The organism is Acidiphilium rubrum (assembly GCF_900156265.1).
Classification (GTDB): Bacteria; Pseudomonadota; Alphaproteobacteria; order Acetobacterales; family Acetobacteraceae; genus Acidiphilium; species Acidiphilium rubrum.
Genome location: NZ_FTNE01000014.1, coordinates 43522 through 66556 on the forward strand (window position 1 = coordinate 43522; position 23035 = coordinate 66556).

The 23035-nt window shown below is 61.7% G+C and carries 26 protein-coding genes; 15 read left to right on the top strand and 11 right to left on the bottom strand.

The genetic code is table 11. The features are described from left to right. Genes truA through def form a run of 3 tightly spaced genes read right to left on the bottom strand, consistent with a single transcriptional unit; the run spans window position 1 to window position 2230 of the window. On the bottom strand, window positions 1-771 hold the full coding sequence (truA, locus tag BW994_RS11550) for a tRNA pseudouridine(38-40) synthase TruA (protein WP_035228838.1): 771 nt from the start codon (window positions 769-771) through the stop codon (window positions 1-3). Continuing rightward, on the bottom strand, window positions 768-1670 hold the full coding sequence (fmt, locus tag BW994_RS11555) for a methionyl-tRNA formyltransferase (protein ID WP_029311835.1): 903 nt from the start codon (window positions 1668-1670) through the stop codon (window positions 768-770). The genes truA and fmt overlap by 4 nt, the downstream gene beginning before the upstream one ends. Continuing rightward, the gene (def, locus tag BW994_RS11560) at window positions 1670-2230 is read right to left on the bottom strand and encodes a peptide deformylase (RefSeq protein WP_029311836.1); all 561 of its coding nucleotides are present in this window, start codon (window positions 2228-2230) and stop codon (window positions 1670-1672) included. The genes fmt and def overlap by 1 nt, the downstream gene beginning before the upstream one ends. A 126-nt stretch (window positions 2231-2356) precedes the next feature. On the opposite strand from def, the gene BW994_RS11565 reads away from it, so the two are divergent. Next, window positions 2357-2857 carry an Hsp20 family protein gene (locus BW994_RS11565; RefSeq protein ID WP_029311837.1) on the top strand — a complete coding sequence of 167 codons (501 nt, stop codon included), beginning with the start codon at window positions 2357-2359 and terminating at the stop codon, window positions 2855-2857. A gap of 5 nt (window positions 2858-2862) precedes the next feature. After that, window positions 2863-3120 carry a DUF1150 family protein gene (locus BW994_RS11570; protein WP_029311838.1) on the top strand — a complete coding sequence of 86 codons (258 nt, stop codon included), beginning with the start codon at window positions 2863-2865 and terminating at the stop codon, window positions 3118-3120. Window positions 3121-3168: 48 nt separating this feature from the next. On the opposite strand, the gene msrA is transcribed toward BW994_RS11570, so the two are convergent. The 6 genes from msrA to BW994_RS11600 form a co-directional block, all read right to left on the bottom strand. Beyond that, on the bottom strand, window positions 3169-3840 hold the full coding sequence (gene msrA, locus BW994_RS11575) for a peptide-methionine (S)-S-oxide reductase MsrA (RefSeq protein ID WP_245594112.1): 672 nt from the start codon (window positions 3838-3840) through the stop codon (window positions 3169-3171). Between the two features lie 26 nt (window positions 3841-3866). Then, complete coding sequence (purF, locus tag BW994_RS11580; protein ID WP_139334097.1) at window positions 3867-5336, bottom strand: amidophosphoribosyltransferase; 1470 nt, start codon at window positions 5334-5336, stop codon at window positions 3867-3869. A gap of 93 nt (window positions 5337-5429) precedes the next feature. Further along, the gene (locus tag BW994_RS11585; RefSeq protein ID WP_029311841.1) at window positions 5430-5987 is read right to left on the bottom strand and encodes a CvpA family protein; all 558 of its coding nucleotides are present in this window, start codon (window positions 5985-5987) and stop codon (window positions 5430-5432) included. Beyond that, window positions 5984-7387: a DNA repair protein RadA gene (gene radA, locus BW994_RS11590; RefSeq protein ID WP_029311842.1), complete on the bottom strand. Its 1404-nt coding sequence runs from the start codon at window positions 7385-7387 to the stop codon at window positions 5984-5986. The genes BW994_RS11585 and radA overlap by 4 nt, the downstream gene beginning before the upstream one ends. 49 nt (window positions 7388-7436) lie before the next feature. Then, window positions 7437-8453 carry a hypothetical protein gene (locus BW994_RS11595; protein ID WP_245594113.1) on the bottom strand — a complete coding sequence of 339 codons (1017 nt, stop codon included), beginning with the start codon at window positions 8451-8453 and terminating at the stop codon, window positions 7437-7439. A 66-nt stretch (window positions 8454-8519) separates the two neighbouring features. After that, entirely contained in the window at window positions 8520-9035 is a 516-nt protein-coding gene (locus BW994_RS11600; RefSeq protein WP_029311844.1) for an adenine phosphoribosyltransferase, read from the bottom strand. A 237-nt stretch (window positions 9036-9272) separates the two neighbouring features. Between BW994_RS11600 and BW994_RS11605 the strand changes: the two genes are divergently transcribed. The 10 genes from BW994_RS11605 (at window position 9273) to kch (ending at window position 18505) form a co-directional block, all read left to right on the top strand. Beyond that, the gene (locus BW994_RS11605) at window positions 9273-9914 is read left to right on the top strand and encodes a DsbA family protein (protein ID WP_029311845.1); all 642 of its coding nucleotides are present in this window, start codon (window positions 9273-9275) and stop codon (window positions 9912-9914) included. 7 nt (window positions 9915-9921) lie between these two features. Next, window positions 9922-13419, top strand: coding sequence for a chromosome segregation protein SMC (gene smc / locus BW994_RS11610; protein WP_029311846.1), 3498 nt, complete (start codon window positions 9922-9924; stop codon window positions 13417-13419). 122 nt (window positions 13420-13541) lie between these two features. After that, window positions 13542-13859, top strand: a complete 318-nt coding sequence (locus BW994_RS11615; RefSeq protein ID WP_029311847.1) for an AtpZ/AtpI family protein — start codon at window positions 13542-13544, stop codon at window positions 13857-13859. Between the two features lie 12 nt (window positions 13860-13871). Beyond that, window positions 13872-14627, top strand: coding sequence for a F0F1 ATP synthase subunit A (locus BW994_RS11620; RefSeq protein ID WP_029311848.1), 756 nt, complete (start codon window positions 13872-13874; stop codon window positions 14625-14627). A gap of 90 nt (window positions 14628-14717) precedes the next feature. After that, window positions 14718-14954: an ATP synthase subunit C family protein gene (locus BW994_RS11625; protein ID WP_029311849.1), complete on the top strand. Its 237-nt coding sequence runs from the start codon at window positions 14718-14720 to the stop codon at window positions 14952-14954. 110 nt (window positions 14955-15064) lie between these two features. Further along, window positions 15065-15544: a F0F1 ATP synthase subunit B family protein gene (locus tag BW994_RS11630; protein ID WP_245801564.1), complete on the top strand. Its 480-nt coding sequence runs from the start codon at window positions 15065-15067 to the stop codon at window positions 15542-15544. Between the two features lie 13 nt (window positions 15545-15557). Next, window positions 15558-16079, top strand: coding sequence for a F0F1 ATP synthase subunit B family protein (locus BW994_RS11635; RefSeq protein WP_035228843.1), 522 nt, complete (start codon window positions 15558-15560; stop codon window positions 16077-16079). A 106-nt stretch (window positions 16080-16185) separates the two neighbouring features. After that, window positions 16186-16950, top strand: a complete 765-nt coding sequence (purC, locus tag BW994_RS11640; protein WP_029311852.1) for a phosphoribosylaminoimidazolesuccinocarboxamide synthase — start codon at window positions 16186-16188, stop codon at window positions 16948-16950. Beyond that, window positions 16947-17186, top strand: coding sequence for a phosphoribosylformylglycinamidine synthase subunit PurS (gene purS / locus BW994_RS11645; protein ID WP_029311853.1), 240 nt, complete (start codon window positions 16947-16949; stop codon window positions 17184-17186). Before purC ends, purS begins: the two co-directional genes overlap by 4 nt. Window positions 17187-17254: 68 nt before the next feature. Further along, the gene (gene kch, locus BW994_RS11650) at window positions 17255-18505 is read left to right on the top strand and encodes a voltage-gated potassium channel protein (RefSeq protein ID WP_245594114.1); all 1251 of its coding nucleotides are present in this window, start codon (window positions 17255-17257) and stop codon (window positions 18503-18505) included. Between the two features lie 13 nt (window positions 18506-18518). Here the strand turns inward: kch and BW994_RS11655 are convergent, their stop codons facing one another. Continuing rightward, window positions 18519-19484: a GGDEF domain-containing protein gene (locus BW994_RS11655; RefSeq protein ID WP_051657331.1), complete on the bottom strand. Its 966-nt coding sequence runs from the start codon at window positions 19482-19484 to the stop codon at window positions 18519-18521. A gap of 139 nt (window positions 19485-19623) precedes the next feature. Between BW994_RS11655 and dapD the strand changes: the two genes are divergently transcribed. The 3 genes from dapD to BW994_RS11670 are packed head-to-tail and all read left to right on the top strand — an operon-like array spanning window position 19624 to window position 22183. Further along, on the top strand, window positions 19624-20463 hold the full coding sequence (gene dapD / locus BW994_RS11660; protein WP_029311856.1) for a 2,3,4,5-tetrahydropyridine-2,6-dicarboxylate N-succinyltransferase: 840 nt from the start codon (window positions 19624-19626) through the stop codon (window positions 20461-20463). A gap of 2 nt (window positions 20464-20465) precedes the next feature. Continuing rightward, window positions 20466-21578, top strand: a complete 1113-nt coding sequence (dapE, locus tag BW994_RS11665) for a succinyl-diaminopimelate desuccinylase (protein ID WP_076454599.1) — start codon at window positions 20466-20468, stop codon at window positions 21576-21578. Beyond that, on the top strand, window positions 21575-22183 hold the full coding sequence (locus tag BW994_RS11670; protein WP_029311858.1) for a hypothetical protein: 609 nt from the start codon (window positions 21575-21577) through the stop codon (window positions 22181-22183). The genes dapE and BW994_RS11670 overlap by 4 nt, the downstream gene beginning before the upstream one ends. On the opposite strand, the gene rsmI is transcribed toward BW994_RS11670, so the two are convergent. Next, window positions 22149-22988: a 16S rRNA (cytidine(1402)-2'-O)-methyltransferase gene (rsmI, locus tag BW994_RS11675; RefSeq protein WP_342667835.1), complete on the bottom strand. Its 840-nt coding sequence runs from the start codon at window positions 22986-22988 to the stop codon at window positions 22149-22151. The genes BW994_RS11670 and rsmI overlap by 35 nt on opposite strands. Between the last annotated feature and the right edge of the window lie 47 nt (window positions 22989-23035).

Below are 23035 nucleotides of genomic sequence, written 5' to 3' on the forward strand. Positions count from 1 at the left end.
TCATTGCTGGTCGGCAAATGGATCCTCCGGATACCGGACACGCATCAATGTCAGCCCCCCCGCAGGCGCCGTCGGGCCTGCTGCGGCGCGGTTTCGCGCTAACAGCACGTCGGTCACCCGGGCTGCCGACCAGTGCCCGGTTCCGACTAACTTCAAAGTGCCCACAAAATTCCGAACCTGGTGGTGCAAGAAACTGCGAGCGGCCACATCTATAATGACCCTGTCTTCAAAACGGCTGATGTTCAGGCGATCGACGGTTCGTACCGGAGAAGCCGCCTGGCACGCCAACGCACGAAAACTGGTAAAATCATGCCGCCCGACAAGGACATCGGCAGCCTGTTGCATCGCGACGATATCAAGCGGATCTCGTACATGCCAGACAAACCCGGCGACCAGCGCCGGTCGCGCGGGCCGGTTCAAAATTACGTAGCGGTAGGACCGCTCGATCGCCGAGAAACGTGGACTCCACGCCGGGTCGCCGACCACGCTGGCGGCGAGGACCACGACCGCGTGGGGTTGCATATGAAAATTCAGCCCATTGCGCACCGCATGGACGTTAAACCGATCAGGCAGATCGACCAGGACAACCTGACCCGCCGCGTGCACGCCGGAATCGGTTCGGCCCGCCGCGACGCTCGGTGCCACAGGGCCACCGCTCAAACGAGCCGCCGCCTGCTCCACAATTTGTTGTACCGAGACGCCGTTTACCTGTCGCTGCCATCCGACGAACGCACGGCCGTCATACTCGAGTTTAAGGGCGAACAGTGTCACCCTAATCTTGTCCCGATCGGAACATCGTGGCCGCGCAGAAAGGCCGCCCCGTCCATTGTGGCACCGCCAGCCCGTTTGATGCGCGTCAACCGCAGGGCCCGATCGCCACAGGCGATGGTGAAATTATCATCCAGAACGACTCCGGGCTCGCCGCCAGCATCGACAATCTCCGCCGTGACAATTTTCAACACCTCGCCACCGAGGATAGTTTCCGTGCCTGGCCAAGGCGTGAACGCCCTGATCCGGCGTTCGATTTCGCCGGCAGGTCGGCTCCAGTCGACCACCGAATCGACCTTCGACAGCTTGGGCGCATAGGTGCCGTCCTCCGGCTGCGGGGTACGCGGCCACTCTCCGGAGAGGGCCAGCAGGATCATTCGGCCGCCAATCTCCGACAATCTATCATGGAGAGTTGCCGAGGTGTCGTCCGGGCCGATCGGCACCGACTCGGCAAACAAGGCCGGACCGGTGTCCAATCCGGCATCCATCTGCATGATGGTGATGCCGGTCTCGCTATCGCCTGCCAGAATCGCGGCCTGGATCGGCGCCGCGCCGCGCCATCGCGGCAACAGGCTGGCGTGAATGTTCAGGCATCCACGTCGCGGCGCATGCAGAAGTGCGGCCGGAAGAATCAGCCCGTACGCAACGACCACGCCGTAATCGAGGCCGAGCGATCGCAAATGATCTTCTTCTTCGGTGTTGCCGCGCAGTCGCTGCGGCGTACGAACCGGAAGTCCCAACTCATCAGCGACCTGATGAACCGCGCATCGCGTCACCCGTTGGCCGCGGCCTGCCGGCTTGGGGCGCTGGCAGTAAACGGCTGCGACCTCGTGCCCGGCAGAACACAAAGCCCGCAGGGCGGGCACTGCGAACGCCGGCGACCCCATGAAGACCAGTCGCATCAGCGGACCGGCTTTACCGCGCTGAGCTTGTCACGTTGCTCCTTCGCGAGTTTGCGCAGCAGGATGTTACGCTTCAGTGCCGACAGATGATCAACGAACAGAACGCCATCCAGATGGTCGATTTCGTGCTGAATACAGGCGGCAAGTAATCCATCCGCCTCGACGCTCTCCCGCTTGCCGGTCACGCTCTCGAACGCCACGACAAGTTCGGCCGGTCGCGTGACATCGGCATACTGCCCTGGCAGCGACAAACACCCCTCTTCGCGCGAGACCAATTGATGGCTGACCCGCATGATCTCAGGATTGATCATCACCATCGGCGCAGGTGCACCATCCGGTGCCAGATCGATGACGACCAACCTGAGCGAGACGCCGATCTGCGGCGCGGCAAGCCCAATTCCCGGGGCCTTATACATGACGCCCAGCATGGTTTCCGCCAGCCGAGCCACATTGGTGCGATCATCGGTGCCGATGCGACGCGCCTTCACCCGCAACCGCTTATCCGGCACGATTAATATCTCAGGCAGTGCCCCTAGCGGCAGGTCGATCGCATCACTCATGCGCGCGATTTACCCCTGCCCCGCGCTGCGATCAATCGCCGCTTGCAAAATCTGCCAAATATGCCCAATTCTCGAAAGCTGGAGTGCCTGTTGGGCTCCGCTTGTCTCGCTCGAAAGGAGGAGGCCATGACGACCAGAGTGTTTACATCGCCCTTGTTTCTCGGTTTCGATCACCTGGAACAGATTATCGAACGCGCCGCCAAAACGTCATCCGAGGGATATCCGCCCTACAACATCGAACAACTCAGCACGACGAGTTTGCGCATAACGATCGCCGTGGCAGGATTCATAATGGACGACCTGCAAATAACGCAGGAAGATAACCAATTGGTCATACGTGGCCGCCAGAATGACGAAACACAGGGCCGAATATTCCTGCATCGCGGCATAGCCGCGCGACAGTTTCAAAGGGCCTTCGTTCTGGCTGAGGGCATCGAGGTGAAGGGGGCGTGGCTTGATAACGGATTATTGCATATCGATCTCGTCCGACCGTTGCCCGAGGCAAAGATCAAAACGATCGCGATCAAAAAAGGTGCTTCCAGCCCGTCTGGGATCAACCCGGCTCGGTCTCTGGATAGCGATGCCGTGACGACACGAATTTACGAACGCGACCGTGAACAGGAGTAACGACCATGAACGTCAAAACCCATGATGGTTCGACCGATGCATTCCCGCTTCGCGCCTTTTTCGATCCGCACCACATGACCGAAGCACAACTCGCCGACCTCGGTCTCGAGCAGATCGCATATGTGCGACCGATCATGACACCAAACGGGCCGGCTTTCGGCGTGTTTTCGGCCAATGGTACACCGATGGCGATTGCGACCGATGGAAATCTGGCACGTGCGGCGATCGTCCAAAACGAAATGGCGCCGGTTTCAGTTCATTAGCCGGCGAAAATGCCGTCCGTAGTGTATCCACTGCGGACGGCGGATTGGTCAATCGGCCGTCGCGAGCCCGATCGGGCATGAAACACCAACGCCACCGAGGTTGCAGTAGCCGTTCGGATTCTTCGCGAGATACTGCTGATGATAGGCTTCCGCGAAAAAATACGGAGGCGCCGGAATGATTTCTGTGGTGATTGTACCAAATCCGGCATCGTTCAAACGGCTCTGATATGCAGCACAGGATTGTTTTGCGGCATGGAGTTGGCGGTCGTTGAACGTATAAATCACAGATCGATATTGCGTGCCGATATCGCCGCCCTGGCGCATACCCTGCGTAGGATCGTGATTTTCCCAGAATATTTTCAGTAATCCCTCATAACTTATGATTGCAGGATCGAACACGACCAAAACCACCTCGGCATGACCCGTGCGCCCCGAGCATACCTCCTCATAGGTGGGATTTGGCGTGAACCCCCCGGCGTAACCGACTGAGGTCACTAAAACGCCGTTGGTTTGCCAGAACTTGCGTTCCGCACCCCAGAAGCACCCCAGCCCGAACAGCGCCATTTCGGAATGCGGCGGGTAGGGTTCCTGCATCCGTGCGCCGCTGACGTAATGAAATTCCGGTACCGGGGTCATGGCCGCCCGACCGGGCAACGCCTCGGACGCGGTCGGCATCGTCGATTTTGATTTGCTGAACATCATCTGGATATAGCGCAACATTCGAAGGTTTCGAGGTCCGTGAAGAGCTAGGCGAGTTCGGCGAGCAACGACAACTGGGCTTGACGAGGCTCTGCGTGATCGGTCAGCGCGATCGGGTAATCACCGCTGAAGCACGCATCACAGAACGCAGGGGCCGCCGCGTCGCGCCCAGGTTGACCCAGCGCGCGATACAATCCGTCCATCGAGATGAATGCGAGACTATCGACCCCGATCAACTGGGCCATCTCGGCCACGCTATTCCGTGCCGCAAGCAATTTGCCGCGCTCGGGCGTGTCGATGCCGTAGAAACACGAATGAGTAGTCGGCGGTGAGGATATCCGCATGTGAACTTCACGCGCTCCCGCGCCGCGCACCATCTCGACGATCTTCTGCGATGTCGTGCCACGCACGATCGAATCATCGACCAGCACGACGCGCCGACCTTCCAGAATTGCACGGTTCGCCGAGTGCTTCAGCCGCACGCCCAGGTGTCGGATCTGATCGGTCGGCTCGATGAAGGTACGCCCGACATAGTGGTTTCGAATAATCCCCAGTTCGAACGGAACACCACTTTGTTCGGCAAACCCCATAGCGGCCGGAACGCCGGAGTCGGGTACCGGCACGATCAGATCGGCCTCGATCGGGGATTCCCGGGCAAGTTCCCGCCCGATCCGCTTCCGTGCGGCGTAGACCGAATGGCCCTCGAGAATCGAATCCGGCCGAGCAAAATAAATATACTCAAACACGCAGAACCGCGGCTTCTGCGGCGAAAACGGCTTGAGACTACGCACGCCGCTGCGGTCGATCGCGACGATCTCACCGGGCTCAATGTCGCGCACGAATTCGGCCCCAACCATTTCAAGCGCGCAACTCTCCGACGCCAGCACCCAGCCGGGACTGATCCCGTCCGCACCGTTGGTCTGGCCCAGGATCAGCGGCCTGACACCCAGCGGATCGCGGACGCCGATCAGCATATCGTTGGTCAGAGCAACCAGCGAATACGCACCGGTCACTTGTTTGAGTGCATCAATCAACCGGTCCAGCACGGTCGCGTACAGGCTGATCGCGATCAGGTGAACGAATACCTCAGAATCCGTCGTCGATTGGAACAGGCAACCGCGCTTGACCAGCGCCCGCTTAAGGGTGTGGGCATTCGTCAGATTACCATTATGGCCGACGGCAAATCCGCCGAATTCAAATTCAGCGAATAGCGGTTGAACGTTACGCAAAAGTGTCGCGCCGGTGGTCGCGTAACGGTTATGGCCGACGGCTCGGGTGCCAGGCAAACCAGCCATGACTTTCGTATCGCCATAATTATCGCCGACCAGCCCGATACCCTTATGCGCGTGAAACCGAACGCCATCATGGGTGACAATGCCTGTCGCCTCCTGGCCGCGATGCTGTAGAGCATGCAAGCCGAGCGCGGTTATCGCTGCTGCATCAGTGACATTCCAGGTCCCGATGACCCCGCATTCCTCATGGAATTTGTCATCATCGATCGCGGTCGTCGTGTTCATCGACTGCGTCACGCCGGTGCATCCTTTACGACTTGAGCCTGTCATCTAATCCGCCCGCATTGGCATGTCGAGCATCGTTTCACATGGCTGAACCTACTGGCCACTCCCTTTTGCCGCAGGCGCAGCAGGCTGCACGGCAGGTGTAGGCGCAACCGGCATATGGTCGATATGGGGCTGATAGGCCGCCGGCAACAAGCCCACCAAAACCTGCGACCCGCTTTCGGCATAAGGCAACAACCGGGCATTGCTGATACCGGCAGGCCATTCGGATGGTGGGAGAAACATCGAGAGGCCCTTATAGAGCAAGCAAACAATGACCACGCCCCGCGCAAGGCCAAACGCCAGTCCCAATGTGCGATCGATCCCCGAAAGCACCGAATCCCGCATCATCGACCCCAGCCAAGCGCTGAGGATCGACAGAATGATGAGTACGATAATGAAGATCAACCCGAACGACAGCAGCAGGATCAGCAGTGGTTGGTGCACGTAGCCTGCCAACAGAGTCTCGACATCGGGATAATACTCGAACGCGGCCAGGCCGGCGCCGATCCACGCACCGACACCGAGAATCTCGCGGACCAGGCCGCGAGCCAGCGCCAGCAACCCCGACAGCACAATAATCAGGAGCGCAATTCCATCGACCCATGTCATATCTCGTCTCCTGAGCGGGATGCCCGTCCCGCAGTGGCGGCCACCAGATCGCTCAAATGGCCGTACTCGGCCAACACAATGCCATCCGGCGTAGCGAGCCTGCGATTACCGCCGGCAACGCGTCGCGGCAGCGTTGCGCGGCTAAAGCCCAGCTTTGCGGCCTCCTTAAGGCGCAGGTCCGCCTGAGCGACCTGACGCAACTCGCCTGAAAGGCCGATCTCGCCAAAAAATACCGTCTCGGGATCAGTCGGCACGCCGGTTGCTGCGGAGACCAACGCCGCGGCCACCGCAAGATCGGCGGCGGGCTCGGAAACGCGCAGCCCGCCCGCCACGTTCAGATAGACGTCATGACCTGCCAGCTTTACGCCGCACCGCGAATCGAGCACGGCCAGCAGCATCGATAATCGTCCCGAATCCCATCCGATTACCGACCGTCGTGCCGACCCACCGGCATTCGATGCGAGCAACGCCTGCACCTCCATCAGCACCGGTCGCGATCCCTCGAGCCCGGCAAACACGGCACTTCCGGCTACATGCCCGTGTCGCTCTGCTAGAAACAGCGCGGATGGATTGGCAACCTCAGCCAGGCCCCGCCCGGTCATTTCGAACACACCGATCTCATCGGTCGCGCCATAACGGTTCTTGGCGCCGCGCAGGATGCGGAATTGATGCCCGCGGTCGCCTTCGAAATGCAGCACGACATCGACCATGTGCTCCATCACCCGCGGCCCCGCGAGAGCGCCTTCCTTGGTCACATGACCGACCAACATCAAGGCAAACCCCTGTGTTTTCGCCGCCCTGATCAGCGCGAACGCGTTTGATCGCACTTGCGCCACAGTACCGGGCGCCGATTCGATCGTCTCATCCCAGATCGTCTGAATACTATCGATCACGACCAGGCTCGCGTGCTTTTCGGACTCCAGCGCGCCGAGAATATCGGCCAGCACGGTGGCCGAGGCGAGACTGACCGGCGCATCCCGCAGCCCGAGCCGGTCGGCCCGCAACCTAATCTGCGCGACCGACTCCTCACCCGAAATGTAAAGGACGCGCTTGCCTGCATTCGCCAGACGGGCCGCCGCCTGCAACAGGAGCGTCGACTTGCCGATGCCTGGATCGCCGCCCACCAGGATTGCGGAGGCCTGCACCATGCCGCCGCCGAGCACTCGATCGAACTCGGAAATGCCGACCGGAATCCGCTCGGGCAGCGGTGTCTCACCGGCGAGACCGACAAACTCCACGCCACGGCCCGCCGCCCGGCCGGCTTTGCGGGCGCCGGCGCCGGGGCTGGGCGCCTCGGCCTCCAGCGTGTTCCAGGCACCACACGCTTCACAGCGGCCGGTCCATTTGGGTGCTGCTGCCCCACACTCTGTGCAGACGAAGCGAGTTGCCAATCGCGCCATTCAGCAGCAAGCCCGATCGATCGATTTCATGTGGCGGTCCAGTGCAGGGTCAGGATGGATGCCATCCGAAGTGCTGAAACAAGAACTGACGCAAAGCGAGCAAACCATCCGCCGCCACATCGAACGGTGCCGCCGCAGCGGCTGCGCCCGTCACGGTCAGGCTGATGGCGCTTGCCGCCGCGGCCGCCTGCATCGCCTGCATGTCGCCAGCGCTTTCCGCCGCCTGCCGCCACGCTGCCACGGTCGTCGGTGTCGTCAGATGCGGTAGAACTGCCATGAAGTCGATCCGGCTGGCTGCAGCGACCGCCCGATAGGCCTGCTCCAACGCCGGCGGCAGCGGTGCGCCTCCCCGCTTCTCGGCGATCGCGTGAATCGTGGGCAGATCGTTCATCAACGGATCAGCCATGACGCGGTCACGCTCATCGACCACGCCCAAGGTGCCGATCGCGACACCGCCATAAGCCGACAACGAGGCGGCATCCGCCGGGACGTCTTCCCCGGTCAGCAGAACCGCATCTGCTTCGCCCGCGGCAAACGCGCGAGCGATCGCCGTGGCCCCGCGCAGGCCGAAAATCGGTGCAGTCGAGACGCCAAGGCGCTGGAACGCCAGCAACGCCGCCAGATCGGGGCTTTCGGGAGACGCCGCAGCAAGCCGGATCGGTGCAGCATCGGCAAGGCGCGGCAACCCTCCCCGGACGACCAAAACGGCGGCAGTGACACCTGCCATGATCGGAATCCAATCACCAGGTTGAAAATGCACGCGGGGGTCGCCGGTCAGGAAGGCAATGATCGCCTCGTTCGGCAAAACCGCCGCCGTCCGACCATCTGGCACAACCATGGTCTGCAGCCGGTTCGCACCGGTGACGCCATCCTCACCCCCGACCCGCTGGAGTTGAATGGCGCGATGTGGAGATAAAGCTCCGCGGATTCCCTGAGCGAATGCGAGTGACCAACGATCGATCCTTCCGCCGTGCGGCCCACACACCAGTATCGCGTAGTCGGGCATTGTCCGATCGACCTGATCCGCGATCACCATCGGTGGTGCGGCGATTCCGTCCCTCAGCATGAGGCCTGCCATCCCGAGGCCACCCAGGACTACGCGCCGTCGCATCATGGCGCGCACGATCGAAGCTTACTGGTCGTAGCGGACAAGCGCTTCAAACGGCACATCGAGACGATCCCGTCCATGCAGAAAGCCGAGTTCGATCAGGGCGATTGCCGCCGGGACCTCTGCTTTCACGTTTTTGAGCAGAGCGATGCCAGCCGCCATGGTGCCTCCGGTCGCCAAAAGGTCGTCGACCACGACAACCCGTTGGCCGGGCGTGACCGCATCGGATTGGATTTCGATCCGGTCGGAGCCATATTCCAGATCATAGTTCAGGCCAACCGTATCGCCGGGCAATTTGCCCCGTTTGCGCAGCATGACGAACCCGCAGCCGAGCTTCAGTGCCAACGGGGCTGCGAGCAAAAAACCACGGCTTTCTACGCCGGCCAGAACATCAGGCCGGTAGGCACCGACGATACGGGCCAACCTTCCCATCGCAACCTGCCAGGCGTCGGCATTCCGCAACAGCGTTGAAATATCGTAGAACAAAATGCCGGGTTTCGGGAAATCCGGCACACCGCGAATGTGGTCTTTCAGGTCCATGCCGCCCGTATAGCGGAGGCTGCGCGGCTGGCAAATCGCAAGCGCTGGACAACCAACGTGTGCCCAGTGGCGTGACGCCTCCCGCAACCGTGATCAAATCGACCCGGTTGATCTCGTCAGTTTGCGATCCGTTCGATATGTAGGACACGCTTGGCGGGGCTGGCCGAATCGCCCAAAGACTTTTTCTCGACCTGACAGCGCGTTTTGCGATACACTAAATCTGGGGATATAATACTCATGGACCGTCGTAGCCTACTACATTTTGTTGGTGGTCTCAGCATATCGGCAGGGCTCGGCCTTTTAGACACGGGGCGTGCCGCAGCATCCGAGGCGCTGCCGGCCTCATCGTCGCCGTTCGGCGTTCGAAGCCTCGGCAAACCCGGCGCATCCGTGACCGTTCACGAGTATTTTTCGATGAACTGCCCACATTGTGCCTATTTCGGGACCCGCGTGCTGCCCGACGTTGTCACCAACTTCATCAAGACCGGAAAAATCTACTACGTCTTCAAGGATTTCCCGCTGAACGAAGACGCGGTGATGGCCGCGCAGGTCGCTCGCACACTGCCTGCGCATGAATATTTCCCCTTCATCTCGGAATTATTCCGCACCCAGGATCAATGGGCATTTGATCCCAATCTGAAGACCAAGCAGGATTACGCAAATGCCCTGTTCCGGTTCGCCGCTCTTGCCGGTATGGACCGCAAATCCTTCGATGCGGCTCTCGCCGATAAAAAACTCGAGGCGTTCATTCTGAACGAGCTGAATGTCGGCGAAAAGCAGTACCATGTGAACGCGACCCCGACCTTCATCATTAATGGCCGTAAACGCGAGGGTGCTGTCGACTTCAAGCAGTTCTCGCGTTGGATCGACGAAGCGTAGGCCCGCGTTGCCCGCACGGTTTGCCCGCATCCGGATTGCCGGCTTCAAAAGCTTTGCCGATGCGACATCGATCGAAATCCTGCCCGGGCTGACCGGCATCGTCGGACCCAACGGATGCGGCAAATCCAACGTGGTAGACGCCCTGCGCTGGGCGATGGGTGAAGCCAGCGCCAAATCGATGCGGGGCGGCGAAATGGACGATGTCATTTTCGCCGGAACGCTGTCCCGCGCCGCACGGAGTGTGGCGGAAGTCGCCATTTCGCTCACGGAAACGGCAGGGCTGGCACCAGCGCCGTTTCAGGCCGATGCGGAACTCCAGATCACCCGCAAGATCGAACGCGGTTCGGGCAGTACCTACCGCGTGAACGGGCGCGAAACCCGCGCGCGCGATGTGGCAACCCTGTTTGCCGATCTTGCCTCCGGTGCCCGCAACTCGGCGATGATCAGCCAGGGCCGCGTCTCCGCATTGGTCAATGCGCGCCCTGATGAACGGCGCGCGATCCTCGAGGAAGCGGCCGGTATCACGGGTCTGCACTCCCGGCGTCACGAGGCCGAACTGAAACTACGGGCGGCTGAGCAGAACCTGACAAGGGCTGAAGATCTGCGGGCGCAGCAGGAAGCAAGGCTTGCTGATCTGCAAAAACAAGCGCGTCAGGCCAACCGCTATCGAAACCTGTCGGGTGCCATCCGCGATGCCGAGACCGAGTATCTGGCAACCGAGCACCATATCGCCGAATTCCGCCAGCGTGGTGCACAAGCCGCCCTGGCCGCCGCCCAAACCGCCGTTGTCGTCGCGCAACGTGAGCGTGACGACGCAACGCAAAGCGAGCGTGGTCAAACGGATGTCCTTCCAGCGCTGCGCGCCCGGGAGAGCGAGGCGCGCACCGCGCTCGAACGTGCGCGCATTCAACTCGAGCATATCGATTCCGAGATCAAGCGGATCAGGACGACCCGCACCGAAGCCGAGACAAGGCTGGCCGCGTTGATCCGGGATCATCAGCATGCCGAGCGGGCCGCCACGGATTCGAATGACGCGAAACAGCGCCTGATCGAGGAGCGCAGCCGGCTGGAAGTCGAGCGTCTTGCAGCGCCTGAATGTCTAGAGGCGGCAAACACGGCGGCCGATCACGCTGCGGCGGCACTTCAGGAAGCTGAAGCGCGTGTCCAATCCGCCACGGAAGCCGCCGCCCATCTGGCAGCAGCACATCAAGCCATCACAGCGCGGCTAAAACTCGCGCGCGAACAAGCCACACAAACGCGCAATCGGGCAGCACAAGCCGCGGTCGATCACCAACGTGCCGTGGCGGAGCTGATTCCGTCGGAGCGAACCGCCGCACTCGACGCAGCACGTGATGCGGCTGTCGCCGCCTACCAGCAGGCCGAGGCGGCGCAACGCGAAGCGCAAACGGCTGTGCAAGCCGCCGAGCAGGCGCGCGGAGATGCCGCAGTGGTCTCGGCAGCGCTCCGTACGGATTCGCTAGCTGCCGATGCTGCCGTGGCGCGCATCAAGGTCGAAGTCGACGCGCTCGGCGCCGTCCTCGCTCAAAAATTCGGTCGCGAAGCCGAGCCGCTGCTCGATCAGATTTCTGTGCCGATCGGGTTCGAAAACGCACTGGGTGCCGCCTTGCGCGACGATCTTGCGGCGAGCACGCAACCAACCGCCCCTCGGCACTGGCGGGCTCTGCGGCCGGTCGACGTCGCGCACTCGCTTCCGAGCCTGTCTGCCCATGTCGAGGCACCGGAGGCGCTGCGCCGCGCGCTCGATCATATCCTGCTTCTGCCCGAAGGGGCGGACGGCGATACGCTGCAACAATCCCTGCAACCCGGCGAAACTCTGGTATCGATCGAGGGTGGTGTGTGGCGCTGGGACGGCTATGTAACGCGCGCCGGCGCGCCGAGCGAAGCGGGACTCCGGCTCGCGCAACGGAACCGACTGAACCAACTCCGACACGACCTCAGCGCCGCGACGACTGAAGCGGCACGGCATAAGCGCGAACGCATCGAAGCCGAGCAGGCCGAGCACGCCGCTCGCCAAGCCGAGGAACTTGCCAGGACGGCCCGCAAAACAGCCGATCATCAGCTTGATCGAGCGCGCGGCGAAACCCGAACGACGACCGAAGCCGCCAGCAGGCTCGCGGCCGAAGCAGAGCGAAAGACGACGCGCGCGCTTGCCGCGGCGGACGTGGTCGCCCGCCTTCAAGCGGACCAGATCGAGGCCGCCGCGACGCTTGCGACCGTCGAATCGGAGTTTCACGCCCTACCCGATGTGACAGCGCTCCGCGCTGACGTCGAGAATACCCGTGCCCGCGTGATCGAAGCACGCCGCGCCGAGACAGAGGCGCGTCATACGGTGCAGCGCCTGACCAGCGAAATGGAACAGCGCAACCGCCGCCTCGGCTCGATCGATCGTGAGATTGCCGACTGGACGGAGCGCGCTGCCGATGCCACATCCCGGATCACCGATCTTGCCGCACGCCTGCGCGAAGCCCGTGCTGCGCTCGACTCGCTGCCGACCGACGGTAATTCCGCCGACGCGCGGGATTGTGCGCGATCGGCACTCGCTGATGCGAAAGATCAACATCTCGCCGCCGCTGCCGCGCTGAAAGCCGGTGAACAGCAGTACGAGAGCCTAACTGCAACATTGCGCCAGGCCGAGCAGCGCCTATCGAGCGAGCGCGAGGCGCTGATCCTGGCGGAATCCAACGTACGTGAAGCTAATTTCGCTTGGGGCACGATCGCCGAGCGGATCCTGGAGCGCTTCGGCGTCGACCCTACGCTGCCACCCCTGACCGACCCGACGCCCGAATCGGCTGAACGCGCCCGCAAACGATTTGAACGACTCACCCGCGAACGTGACGAGATGGGCCCGGTCAATCTTCGCGCCGAAATCGAGGTCGCCGAAATCGAAGATCGCCTGGCCGCGATCGAGCGCGAACGCGATGAAATATCCGCCGCGATAGCAAAGCTGCGCGGTTCGATCGGTCACCTCAATCGCGAAGGTCGCGAACGCCTCTCGACCGTATTCACCGAAATAGACCGTCATTTTCAGGCGCTGTTCACCCGCATGTTCGGCGGCGGACGCGCGCATCTGGCGCTCACCGGTTCGGACGACCCCCTGGAAGCCGGGCTCGAGATTTTTGCCGAACCTCCAGGCAAGAAACTGGCGACTTTGTCACTGCTGTCGGGCGGGGAGCAGGCGCTGACGGCCCTGTCGCTGATCTTCGCGGTGTTTCGGTGCAATCCGGCGCCCATTTCGGTCCTCGACGAAGTGGACGCCCCGCTCGACGACGCTAACGTCGATCGATTCTGTACCTTGCTCGAAGACATGGCACGTGAAACCGGCACGCGTTTCCTGGTTGTTACCCATCACCATCTGACCATGGCCCGGATGGACCGCCTCTACGGCGTCACCATGCAGGAGCGCGGCATTTCGCGGGTTCTGTCAGTCGATCTGGGCACGGCGACCGCGCTGGTCGACCAGTCGGTCCCGATCGCCGCGGAATGAGGTCAAGCCTCGATCAGCGTGATGGTGGGGCATGTATTTCACGATCGCGATATGTTGACTTGAGGCGCGCGCACCGGTAGCAACCCATCGCCGTCTTAAGGGGCGGGCGTAGGGGTGTTTCGATGGGTGACGATCAGGCTCAGGGACCACGCGATCGGGCCGATTTCGATCAGCGTCTTGCCGCAGCACGAAACCGCGCCGGGCTTGATAAGCCTGTGCCGGTCAATGAGCAGCAGGCAGAAGGTCCCAATCCGTTCAGCCTCGCGATGCGACTGGGTGCCGAAATGGTGGCTGCCCTGGTTGTTGCTGTCGCGATCGGTTACGGGTTAGACCGATTGTTTCACACGACACCGTGGTTCATGATCGGGTTTGTTCCCATCGGCGCGATTGCAGGCTTTCGCAACGTCGTTCGCGCGATGGGCACGAGCCAAAAAGACTAATCGGAGGAGACTATGGCGCAAGAATCGGCGATCAACGCACTGGGGCAGTTCCAGTTGACCACCGGTTTCGGCCCGGTTGGTCGGCTGGTCGAGTTCACCAATTCCAATGAAATGATGCTGCTCGCCGCGGCAATCATCACGGTGCTATTCGCAATCGCTTTGCGCCACCGCGCCATGGTGCCGGGACGGATGCAGGGGCTGGCGGAGATGAGCTACGAATTCGTGCATCAGATGGTCGATGACACCATCGGCCACGAAGGGCGCCGCTTCTTTCCTTTTGTGTTCACACTGTTCGCCTTCATTCTGGTTGGCAACCTTCTCGGGCTTTTCCCCTATTTCTTTGCCTTTACCAGCCATATCGCAGTGACCGGCGCCTTGGCAGTTTTTGTGTTCCTGCTCTCCACCGCAGTCGGTTTCTGGTATCATGGATTGGGCTTCTTCAAATTCTTTTCACCCCCCGGCGTTCCCGGCTGGCTGCTGCCCTTACTGATCCCGATCGAAATCGTGTCATTCCTGTCGCGCCCTATCTCACTCTCAGTTCGTCTGTTCGCCAACATCACCGCCGGACATGTCATGTGGGAGGTGTTTGCTGGCTTCATGATCATGCTGGTGACCGGGCTTGGCGCGGTTGGCGTCGTCGCGGCGATCATTCCACTCGGCCTCAATGTGGCACTGACCGCGCTCGAGTTTCTGGTGGCGTTTCTTCAGGCTTACGTGTTTGCCGTGCTCACCTGCCTTTACCTGCATGATGCCATTCATTTGCACTAAAATCTGCAGCTCATATCGACTTGTCTCGCCCAAACGGTCACATAGGCCGGAAACCGATCTCTATATCTATCGTTGAAAGGAAATTGTTTTATGGCCATTGATTCCATTGTCCTCGCCAGCCACCAGATCGGCGCGGGCCTAGCCACTATCGGTGTCGCCGGCGCCGGTGTCGGCATCGGCAATCTGTTCGGCTCGTTCGTGAGCGCGGTTGGCCGCAACCCCGCTGCGCGCGACAAGATGTTTCGCGACGTGCTCCTTGGGTTTGCGTTGACCGAAGCGGTCGCCCTCTATGCTCTGGTCATCGCGCTCATCATCCTGTTCACCTGAGCCCTTCGATCAAGGACCCAATCAGGATGCGCCGCGCTCCGATCCTTTCCCTGAGTATCGCCCTTGGCATGATGCCGGCACTCGCCATGGCCGGCAGCAAATTGCCTCAGATGGATTTCGCCGATCCGCTGACCGGCGCTCAGGTCGTGTGGATGGCGATCATCATGATCGTTCTCTACTTTTTGATGTCCCGCTGGGCGCTGCCCCAGATCAGTGGGGTGATCGAAAAGCGGGTCAGCCATATCGCCGACGATCTGGAAACCGCGCGGCAGGCCAAGGCGAAGGCCGAGCACGCGGTCACTGAGCTGAACCTCGCGATCAGGAATGCCCGCGAGAACAGCCAGAGCGCAATCGCCGATGCGGTCAACGCCGCGAAGGAACGCGCAAGGGCGCAGTCGGCCGAGTTGAACGCCAAGCTCGATGCTCAGATCGGGCAAGCGGAATCTGACATCAAGGCGGCAAAGTCTCAGGCCGTTGCGGCGCTGGGGCCGGTTGCACGCGATGTTACGTCGAGCCTGCTGTTGCGCCTGACGGGTGAGGCGGTGGCGGCGGAACGGATCGATCGTACTCTCGCAACCGTTCTGGCATAAGGGGACCGCACTCATGCAGTACGAAGCCATGCACGGCTTGCTTTGGACCAAAGGCACCTTCTGGGTGACCGTGGCAGTTTTGATATTCCTCGGTTTTTTCGGGCGCAAGTTGATCAACGCCATCGTCTCGTTGCTCGATCGCCGGAGCCAGGCGATCCAGCAGGAGCTTGACGAAGCTGCCCGCCTTCGGGCGGAAGCTGAGAGAATGCTTAAGGACGCTGAAGCGCGGCGGGAAGCTGCCATCGCTCAGGCGGCCGATATGGTCGCGCTCGCCGGCCGCGAAGCTGAGCGCCTTGCCGCCGAATTGCTCGCCGACGCCGAGGCATCGGCGCGTCGGCGCGAACAGATGGCCAAAGCGCGCATAGCGGCGGCCGAAACCGCGGCGATTGCCGAAGTGCGGAATGCCGCCGCAAATTTGGCCGTGAAGGTGACTGAGCGCATTCTGGCCGAAACAATCGATGGCGAGCACGATCAATCCCTGGTCGATCAGGCGATCAACGACCTGCCGGCGGCGTTGCGCAAACAAGCCGCCTGAAACTGATCGAGCTACCCGGCATGGCGTAAACCGGCTTCGGTTGATATAGCGAGGCGCCGGCGGCCGTTCCGATCCACTCTCCGCCGCCGCCACATGAGGTTACGCCATGGCTCGTCGCCGACAACTCTACGAAGGCAAAGCGAAAATCCTGTACGAGGGGCCGGAGCCCGGCACTCTTGTGCAATACTTCAAGGACGATGCCACGGCGTTCAACGCACAGAAAAAGGGAACCATCCCCGGCAAAGGCGTTCTGAACAACCGGATCAGCGAGTTCCTGATGCTGCGGTTGGCGGAGGTGGGAATTCCAACCCATTTCATTCGCCGCCTCACCATGCGCGAGCAACTGATCAGGGAAGTTGAAATCGTCCCGATCGAGGTGGTGGTTCGCAATATCGCCGCCGGCAGCATGAGCACCCGGCTCGGCATTGCCGAGGGAACCAGGCTGCCGCGCAGTATCATCGAATATTATTATAAGAACGACGCGCTGAACGATCCGATGGTAGCGGAAGAGCATATTACCGCCTTTGGGTGGGCGAGCCCGCAGGATATGGACGACATCGTCCACCTTACTCTTCGGATAAACGATTTCCTGACCGGACTGTTTCTCGGTGTCGGCATTACGCTGGTGGATTTCAAAGTCGAGTTCGGTCGGCTCTGGGAAAACGAAGACATGCGCATCGTGCTGGCGGATGAAATCAGTCCGGACAACTGCCGCTTATGGGATACCAAGACCAACGAAAAAATGGACAAGGACCGCTTCCGGCGCGATCTGGGGCGCGTTGAAGAGGCTTATCAGGAGGTTGCCAAGCGCCTTGGCATTCTACCGGAAGCCGGCATGCGCGATATGAAGGGCCCGGAGTTGATGCAATGAAGGCTGTCGTTACCGTCAAGCTCAAGCCCGGGGTGCTCGACCCGCAAGGCAAGGCGATCGGGCACGCGCTCGAAGGGCTTGGTTTTGATGGCATTGCCGATGTGCGCGTTGGCAAGGTGATTGAACTCGACCTGCACGAGACCGATCCCGCCGCTGCCCGCGAGGCCGCCGCCGCCATGGCGCGCCGGTTGCTTGCCAACACGGTGATCGAGAGTTTCGACGTCACACTTGCCTGAACGCCGGATTGTCGGGTCCCGTGCGGGTCCCCATAATCACTGGATGAGTTCAATCAGCGGGATGCGGCGTGCTCACCGGCGCTGCTGAGACCTTACACCCGGCGTTGCGGTCGATCAGGCTGTTTTACAATCGCTGGTACCGCCGCCTTCGGATGGATCTGTGGTTTCCGCAGCTGCCGCTCGCGATCGCCGTGGGCGGTGCCGGTGCGTTTGCGATCCTTCCGACTGTTCGGCGCTACGCTGCCGAATATCTACATCTCAACCTCAGCCATTTGTTCAATGCTCTCCATCCGATTTCCGGCCATGTACCGCGACTCATCCTGTCGGGCGTACCGACGGTCGTGGTCGGGACGTTGCAGATCCTTATCGCGATCGGGCTGCTGGGTCGGTCACGCATCGCCTGGCTTTCGGCACTCGGCATCACCATCGCGCAATTGGCACTGACGATCCATCAATCCGCCGGCACGATCGTCTCAAGCGAAACGGTCTATATCGTCGTGCTACTTCTGGCCCTCGTGCTGGCACGCGACGCATTTTCACGATCATCGCTGGCCGCCGGCACATTATTCGCCCTGGCATCGGTCCTGGTTTTGATCGTCTATGGTACTCTAGGCTCGTTTCTGCTCGGCGCCGGCTTTACGCCGCCGATCACCAACCTGCCGAATGCCTTTTATTTTGTGATCGTGACCATGTCGACGGTAGGGTACGGCGACATCCTGCCAAAAAGCAATGAAGCGAGGCTGTTCGTCGTATCGTTGATCGTTCTCGGACTGACTGTGTTCGCGACGGCGCTGACTGCGGTGATCGGTCCGGTCCTGCAAAGCCGGATCAATCAGACGATGGGTCCCAGGAGAAAAAAAATGAAACGCGTCAGTCACTTCATCATCACCGGACACGGCGCACTCGCCCGCAACACGGCGCGAGAATTGCGCAAGCGGGACGAACCGGTTCTGGTCATTATCGAGGATGGCGATACCAGCTTCGGCGATGCGGAAACCGTGATCGGCGACCCGACCGAGTTGGAAACTTTGCGCGAGGCTGGTGGCGAGCATGCGCGCGCGATCCTGGCCCTCTCGGATGACGATTCCGAGAACGCCTTTGTTATTCTCGCGGTTCGCGAACTCGGCACGGATGCCAAAAAAGTTGCTGCCGTCAGCACGCGCAAGAATCTTGAGCGCGTACGCCGAGTTCATCCCGACATGATCCTGGCGGCGCCGGTATTCGGCAGCGAGGTACTCGCCATGGCACTGACCGAAGAAAAAATCGACGGCGATTGGCTTTTGAGCCGATTTTTGGATGTCCGTCCGGCGAGCAATTAATCCAGGATGACCATCACTCAGGCGGTTGCCAAATTCTGACGGCGGGACGGGCCTGTGCGGCCGCTTTGAGGCGGGCCTGCTCCAGTCCCTGGCGTGCCCGCATCAGCAGTGTCGCTGGATCATCGCCCGATTGCGGCCAACGTGACGCGATGCCAATTGCGGCGTGGCGGCCCGAGCCCGCCAACAGCGAATCCAGCCGGGCGACAATCCGATCGCCGCGCTCGGCCGCAATCAGATGATCGACACCGTCGCACCACGCAGCAAGCCTGGTCGGGCCGATACGCCCGAGCAAATCGACCGGTCTTAGCAATTCCTGCAAGCAAGCCACCGAGCCTTTGACGACGATTGATGAGGCCTCCGGCGCGCTCGAACCATCGCTGCGGACCCAGCCGAACGCGAACATCGTGCCGATTCTACCCTCGATATCAAGGCGATCGAATCGTCGATCGATCTGTTCGATGAAACTTGGCAAGCACCAAAGCCCGGTCTCGGGGTCCAGCGCGGGGGGAACCACGCCGTCAGACCCAAGCATCAACCGCTCCGCGAACGGTGCCAGCAGTGGCGCGATCTCGCGCAGAAGCCGCTCATCATCCGCATTCAACCGCCGATCACCGCAACTCCGCCATGCCACAAGGTAGACTTCAGCCGGCTTACCCTGCCCCGGTGTTGAACGCGGCACGACGACCGAGACCGTCTCGGCACCGGCAACATCTGCAAGGCCAATGCCGGCGGGGTAATCCGCAAGGACTGTATCGCCCTGCCCTGCCCCGACGGTGCGGCGGCAGGCCAGCACGATGCCAGCATCGGCCAGTTCGGTCGCGATCAGGGCACAGGCCGCGGAGATGGCGGTTGCCGCGTCAGGCAAAGTGAGCAGACTGTCCAGCAAGCGTGCAAGTGCCGACCCTCTGGCCACAACGGCATCGGAAAGCGCTCTGCCGGCCGTTGCGTTCGGATAATGTACGATGTGCTGATCCGTCATGTCGGCACTATGCGATGACAAAATGAACGGATGGTTAATCGATCGGCCGGCTCCCGGCGTCCAAAGGAGCCTGGACAGCGTTGACAGCCCCACCGCTCCTGCTCATGGTCCGCCGTCATCAAAAACGGAACGCACACGCATGGACCAGGCCTCCCTTCAGTCTGCAATCGAGATGCTTTGGCAGAACCGCGACAAGCTGGTCAGCGGCCAGCGGGGGGGCGAGCAGGCGGCCATTGTGGAGACGCTCGACCTGCTCGACCGTGGCGTTCTACGGGTTGCCGAATTGGAAAACGGCAACTGGACCGTTCATCAATGGGTCAAGCAAGCGATTTTATTGTCGTTCCGCATCATGCCCAACGCGCCGATGCCAGGTGCGGGTGGCGCGCCGGTGTTCGATAAGGTCGCGATGAAATTCACCGGTTGGGATACAAACCGCTTCGCCGACGCCGGCATCCGCGCGGTGCCCGGGGCTGTGGTTCGCCACTCCGCGCATATTTCGCGCGGGGCGGTCCTGATGCCCTGTTTCATCAATGTGGGTGCACGGGTCGGTGAGGATACAATGATCGATACGTGGTCGACCGTCGGGTCCTGCGCGCAGGTCGGCCGCAACTGTCATATCAGCGGCGGTGTTGGCATCGGCGGCGTGCTGGAACCGTTGCAGGCCAACCCCGTGATCATCGAGGACGATTGTTTCATTGGCGCCCGCTCGGAAGTAGCCGAAGGCGTGATCGTCGAACGTGGCGCGGTCCTCTCGATGGGTGTGTTTCTTGGCGCATCGACCCGAATCGTCGATCGGGCGACCGGCGACGTCAGCTACGGGCGGGTGCCGGCCTATTCGGTGGTGGTGCCCGGCAGCATGCCAGGCAAGCCCCTGCCGGACGGCTCGCAGGGGCCTTCGCTGGCCTGCGCCGTCATCGTCAAGCGAGTCGATGCGCAGACCCGTTCGAAAACCGCGATCAACGAGTTGTTGCGCGCGTGATCCTGACCGATCCGCTGCCGCTGGCGCAGGCTTTGATCGCTTGTCCGTCCGTGACGCCGCAGGATGGCGGCGCGCAGACGGTTGTGGCCGATGCACTCAACCGGCTCGGCTTTACCGTCGAGACGCTGCGCTTTGGCAAGGTTGCCAATCTGATCGCGCGATTTGGCCAGGGCTCGCCCCATTTCGCCTTCGCAGGCCATACCGATGTCGTGCCTCCCGGCGGCGGTTGGCGGCATGATCCGTTTTCCGGCATCGTCGAAGACGGAGTGCTGTTCGGCCGCGGCGCGGTCGACATGAAGGGGGCGATTGCCGCCTTTATCGCGGGCTTCGCCGGCCGCGCCGCCGACGCGAGGACCGGCACGGTGTCCATGCTGATCACGGGCGATGAGGAGGGCGAGGCGGTCGATGGTACGATGCGCATCCTCGACCATCTGCGCCAGACCGATGCCCTCCCCGATCTCTGCCTCGTCGGAGAGCCGACCTGCCGTGTGGCGCTCGGCGACACCATAAAAATCGGGCGTCGCGGATCGATCTCGGCGCGGATCACGGTGCGGGGCGTCCAGGGGCACGTGGCGTATCCGCACCTGGCGGATAACCCCGTGCACCGGCTTCTCACGGCGCTCGAAAGCTTGCGCGCCCGCGTGCTCGATACCGGGAACGACTGGTTCGAACCATCAAGCCTGCAGGTCACCAGCGTCGATGTCGACAATCCCACTGGCAACGTCATCCCGCCGGAGGCGAACGCCGCGCTGAACATCCGCTTCAACACCGAGCACGACGGCGCGGCGCTGGGCCGCTGGATCACCGCGACGGTGCAAGCCATCGCGCCCGACGCGCAGTGCGATATCAGGCTCAGCGGTGAGGCGTTCCTGACACAGCCGGGCGATTTTACAGCAAAATTGGCCGCGGCGATCGGCGCGACGACAGGGATCAGCCCCAGGCTCGATACCGGGGGTGGCACTTCGGACGCGCGGTTTATCACCCACTACTGTCCGGTCGCGGAGTTTGGTCTGGTGGGGCGCAGCATGCACCGCATCGACGAAGCGGTACCGGTGACGGAGCTTCGCGGTCTTGCTACGGTTTATGGTGCCGTTCTCGATTCGATTTTCGCATGAGCGGCAATCGCAAACGCGTCAAATTGCCCGAGGGCAACATCGTGCGTGGCCTGTTCCGGCTCGCCCGCGGCGATGTCGGGGGCATGCGCGAATTCGGCAACACAACGGAAGCGTTTTCCGCCTCCATTGCGCCGCTGCTGGCGTTTCCGCTGGTCAGTGCCGTTCTGTTCGGATTGACCGGGCACTGGCTCCTCGCCGTTGTCATGCTGTTGTCGCGAGTCTGCGGCGTGTTGCTGCAGCCGGTCATTACCGAACTGGCTGCCCGCTACCTTGCCAGCCGAGCGACCTGGCTGATCACCAGCACGGCGCTCAACTGGTCGATCTGGCTGCTGATTCCTCTCACGCTGATCGGCGGGCTGGTCTCGAGCGGGTTGGTCAGCCTCGGGATCGATGGGCGCTACGCCGTCATCGGCTCACTTGTTGGCAGTTTTGTCTATCTGCTCTGGATCCAATGCCTGATCATGCGTACGGGCCTGCGGCTGACCTGGCTGTTTGCGGTGCCGATCGTGATCGGGATGAATATTCTGATCCTGGCGGTCTGCCTTGAACCGTTCCTGGTGCATCCGAGCCTTATGGCTCTGATTGTTCATCCTGGCGTAAAGTGAGTGCGCGCGCGTAAACCTGCTTGCGCGGCAGATCGAGCGCCCGCGCAACGGAAGTGGCCGCGTCCTTGATGCTCATGGTTTCGAGCGCGTCGTGCAAGGCATCGTCGAGTTCGGCATCGGTCGCGACATAATCAGGTGCGGGGCCGATCACCAGCGTGATCTCGCCGCGCGGGGCGGTGGTCCGAAAATGGACGGCCAGCCCCTCCAGCCCATCGCGCCGGATTTCCTCAAAGCGCTTGGTGAGCTCACGACCGACCGCTGCCGCGCGGTTGCCCAGCACTGCCACGCAATCATCGAGCGATGCGATCAGGCGGTGCGGTGCTTCGTAAAAGATCAATGTCGCGTTCAAACCCGCCCGCTCGGCGTTGGCCACCCGTTCCAGCACCGCACGCCGGGCGGCGGAACGCGGCGGCAGAAACCCCATGAACAGGAACGGATGGGGCGGCAGCCCCGATAGCGCCAGCGCCATCATCGCCGCATTCGGCCCCGGTACCGCGCTGATTGTGAGGCCCGCAGCGATCGCTGCGCGCACCAACCGAAATCCCGGATCGGCAATCAGCGGTGCGCCAGCATCGCTGACCAGGGCAAACCGGCGTCCGCCGCGCATTGCCGCAATCAGCGGTTCGGTCCGCCCGGCCTCGTTATGGTCGTGCAGGGCTTGCAGCCGCGTGGCAATGCCATTGAGCGCCAGTAATGGTGCTGTAACGCGCGTATCCTCGCACAATATGATATCGGACTCACGTAGCGCCGCTACCGCCCGCGGCGAGAGATCACCCAGGTTGCCGATCGGGGTGGAAACCAGCACAAGTGCAGGCCGATGATCCCCAACGGACTCGGTCGAATGAATAGGAG

Coding starts and splice junctions, on each gene's coding strand:
- fmt (WP_029311835.1), bottom strand. CDS start 1,670: ATGCGACTGGTCTTCATGGGGTCGCCGGCGTTCGCAGTGCCCGCCCTG.
- def (WP_029311836.1), bottom strand. CDS start 2,230: ATGAGTGATGCGATCGACCTGCCGCTAGGGGCACTGCCTGAGATATTA.
- BW994_RS11565 (WP_029311837.1), top strand. CDS start 2,357: ATGACGACCAGAGTGTTTACATCGCCCTTGTTTCTCGGTTTCGATCAC.
- BW994_RS11570 (WP_029311838.1), top strand. CDS start 2,863: ATGAACGTCAAAACCCATGATGGTTCGACCGATGCATTCCCGCTTCGC.
- msrA (WP_245594112.1), bottom strand. CDS start 3,840: ATGTTGCGCTATATCCAGATGATGTTCAGCAAATCAAAATCGACGATG.
- purF (WP_139334097.1), bottom strand. CDS start 5,336: ATGAACACGACGACCGCGATCGATGATGACAAATTCCATGAGGAATGC.
- BW994_RS11585 (WP_029311841.1), bottom strand. CDS start 5,987: ATGACATGGGTCGATGGAATTGCGCTCCTGATTATTGTGCTGTCGGGG.
- radA (WP_029311842.1), bottom strand. CDS start 7,387: ATGGCGCGATTGGCAACTCGCTTCGTCTGCACAGAGTGTGGGGCAGCA.
- BW994_RS11595 (WP_245594113.1), bottom strand. CDS start 8,453: ATGCTGAGGGACGGAATCGCCGCACCACCGATGGTGATCGCGGATCAG.
- BW994_RS11600 (WP_029311844.1), bottom strand. CDS start 9,035: ATGGACCTGAAAGACCACATTCGCGGTGTGCCGGATTTCCCGAAACCC.
- BW994_RS11605 (WP_029311845.1), top strand. CDS start 9,273: ATGGACCGTCGTAGCCTACTACATTTTGTTGGTGGTCTCAGCATATCG.
- BW994_RS11615 (WP_029311847.1), top strand. CDS start 13,542: ATGGGTGACGATCAGGCTCAGGGACCACGCGATCGGGCCGATTTCGAT.
- BW994_RS11620 (WP_029311848.1), top strand. CDS start 13,872: ATGGCGCAAGAATCGGCGATCAACGCACTGGGGCAGTTCCAGTTGACC.
- BW994_RS11625 (WP_029311849.1), top strand. CDS start 14,718: ATGGCCATTGATTCCATTGTCCTCGCCAGCCACCAGATCGGCGCGGGC.
- BW994_RS11630 (WP_245801564.1), top strand. CDS start 15,065: ATGGATTTCGCCGATCCGCTGACCGGCGCTCAGGTCGTGTGGATGGCG.
- BW994_RS11635 (WP_035228843.1), top strand. CDS start 15,558: ATGCAGTACGAAGCCATGCACGGCTTGCTTTGGACCAAAGGCACCTTC.
- purC (WP_029311852.1), top strand. CDS start 16,186: ATGGCTCGTCGCCGACAACTCTACGAAGGCAAAGCGAAAATCCTGTAC.
- purS (WP_029311853.1), top strand. CDS start 16,947: ATGAAGGCTGTCGTTACCGTCAAGCTCAAGCCCGGGGTGCTCGACCCG.
- BW994_RS11655 (WP_051657331.1), bottom strand. CDS start 19,484: ATGACGGATCAGCACATCGTACATTATCCGAACGCAACGGCCGGCAGA.
- dapD (WP_029311856.1), top strand. CDS start 19,624: ATGGACCAGGCCTCCCTTCAGTCTGCAATCGAGATGCTTTGGCAGAAC.
- BW994_RS11670 (WP_029311858.1), top strand. CDS start 21,575: ATGAGCGGCAATCGCAAACGCGTCAAATTGCCCGAGGGCAACATCGTG.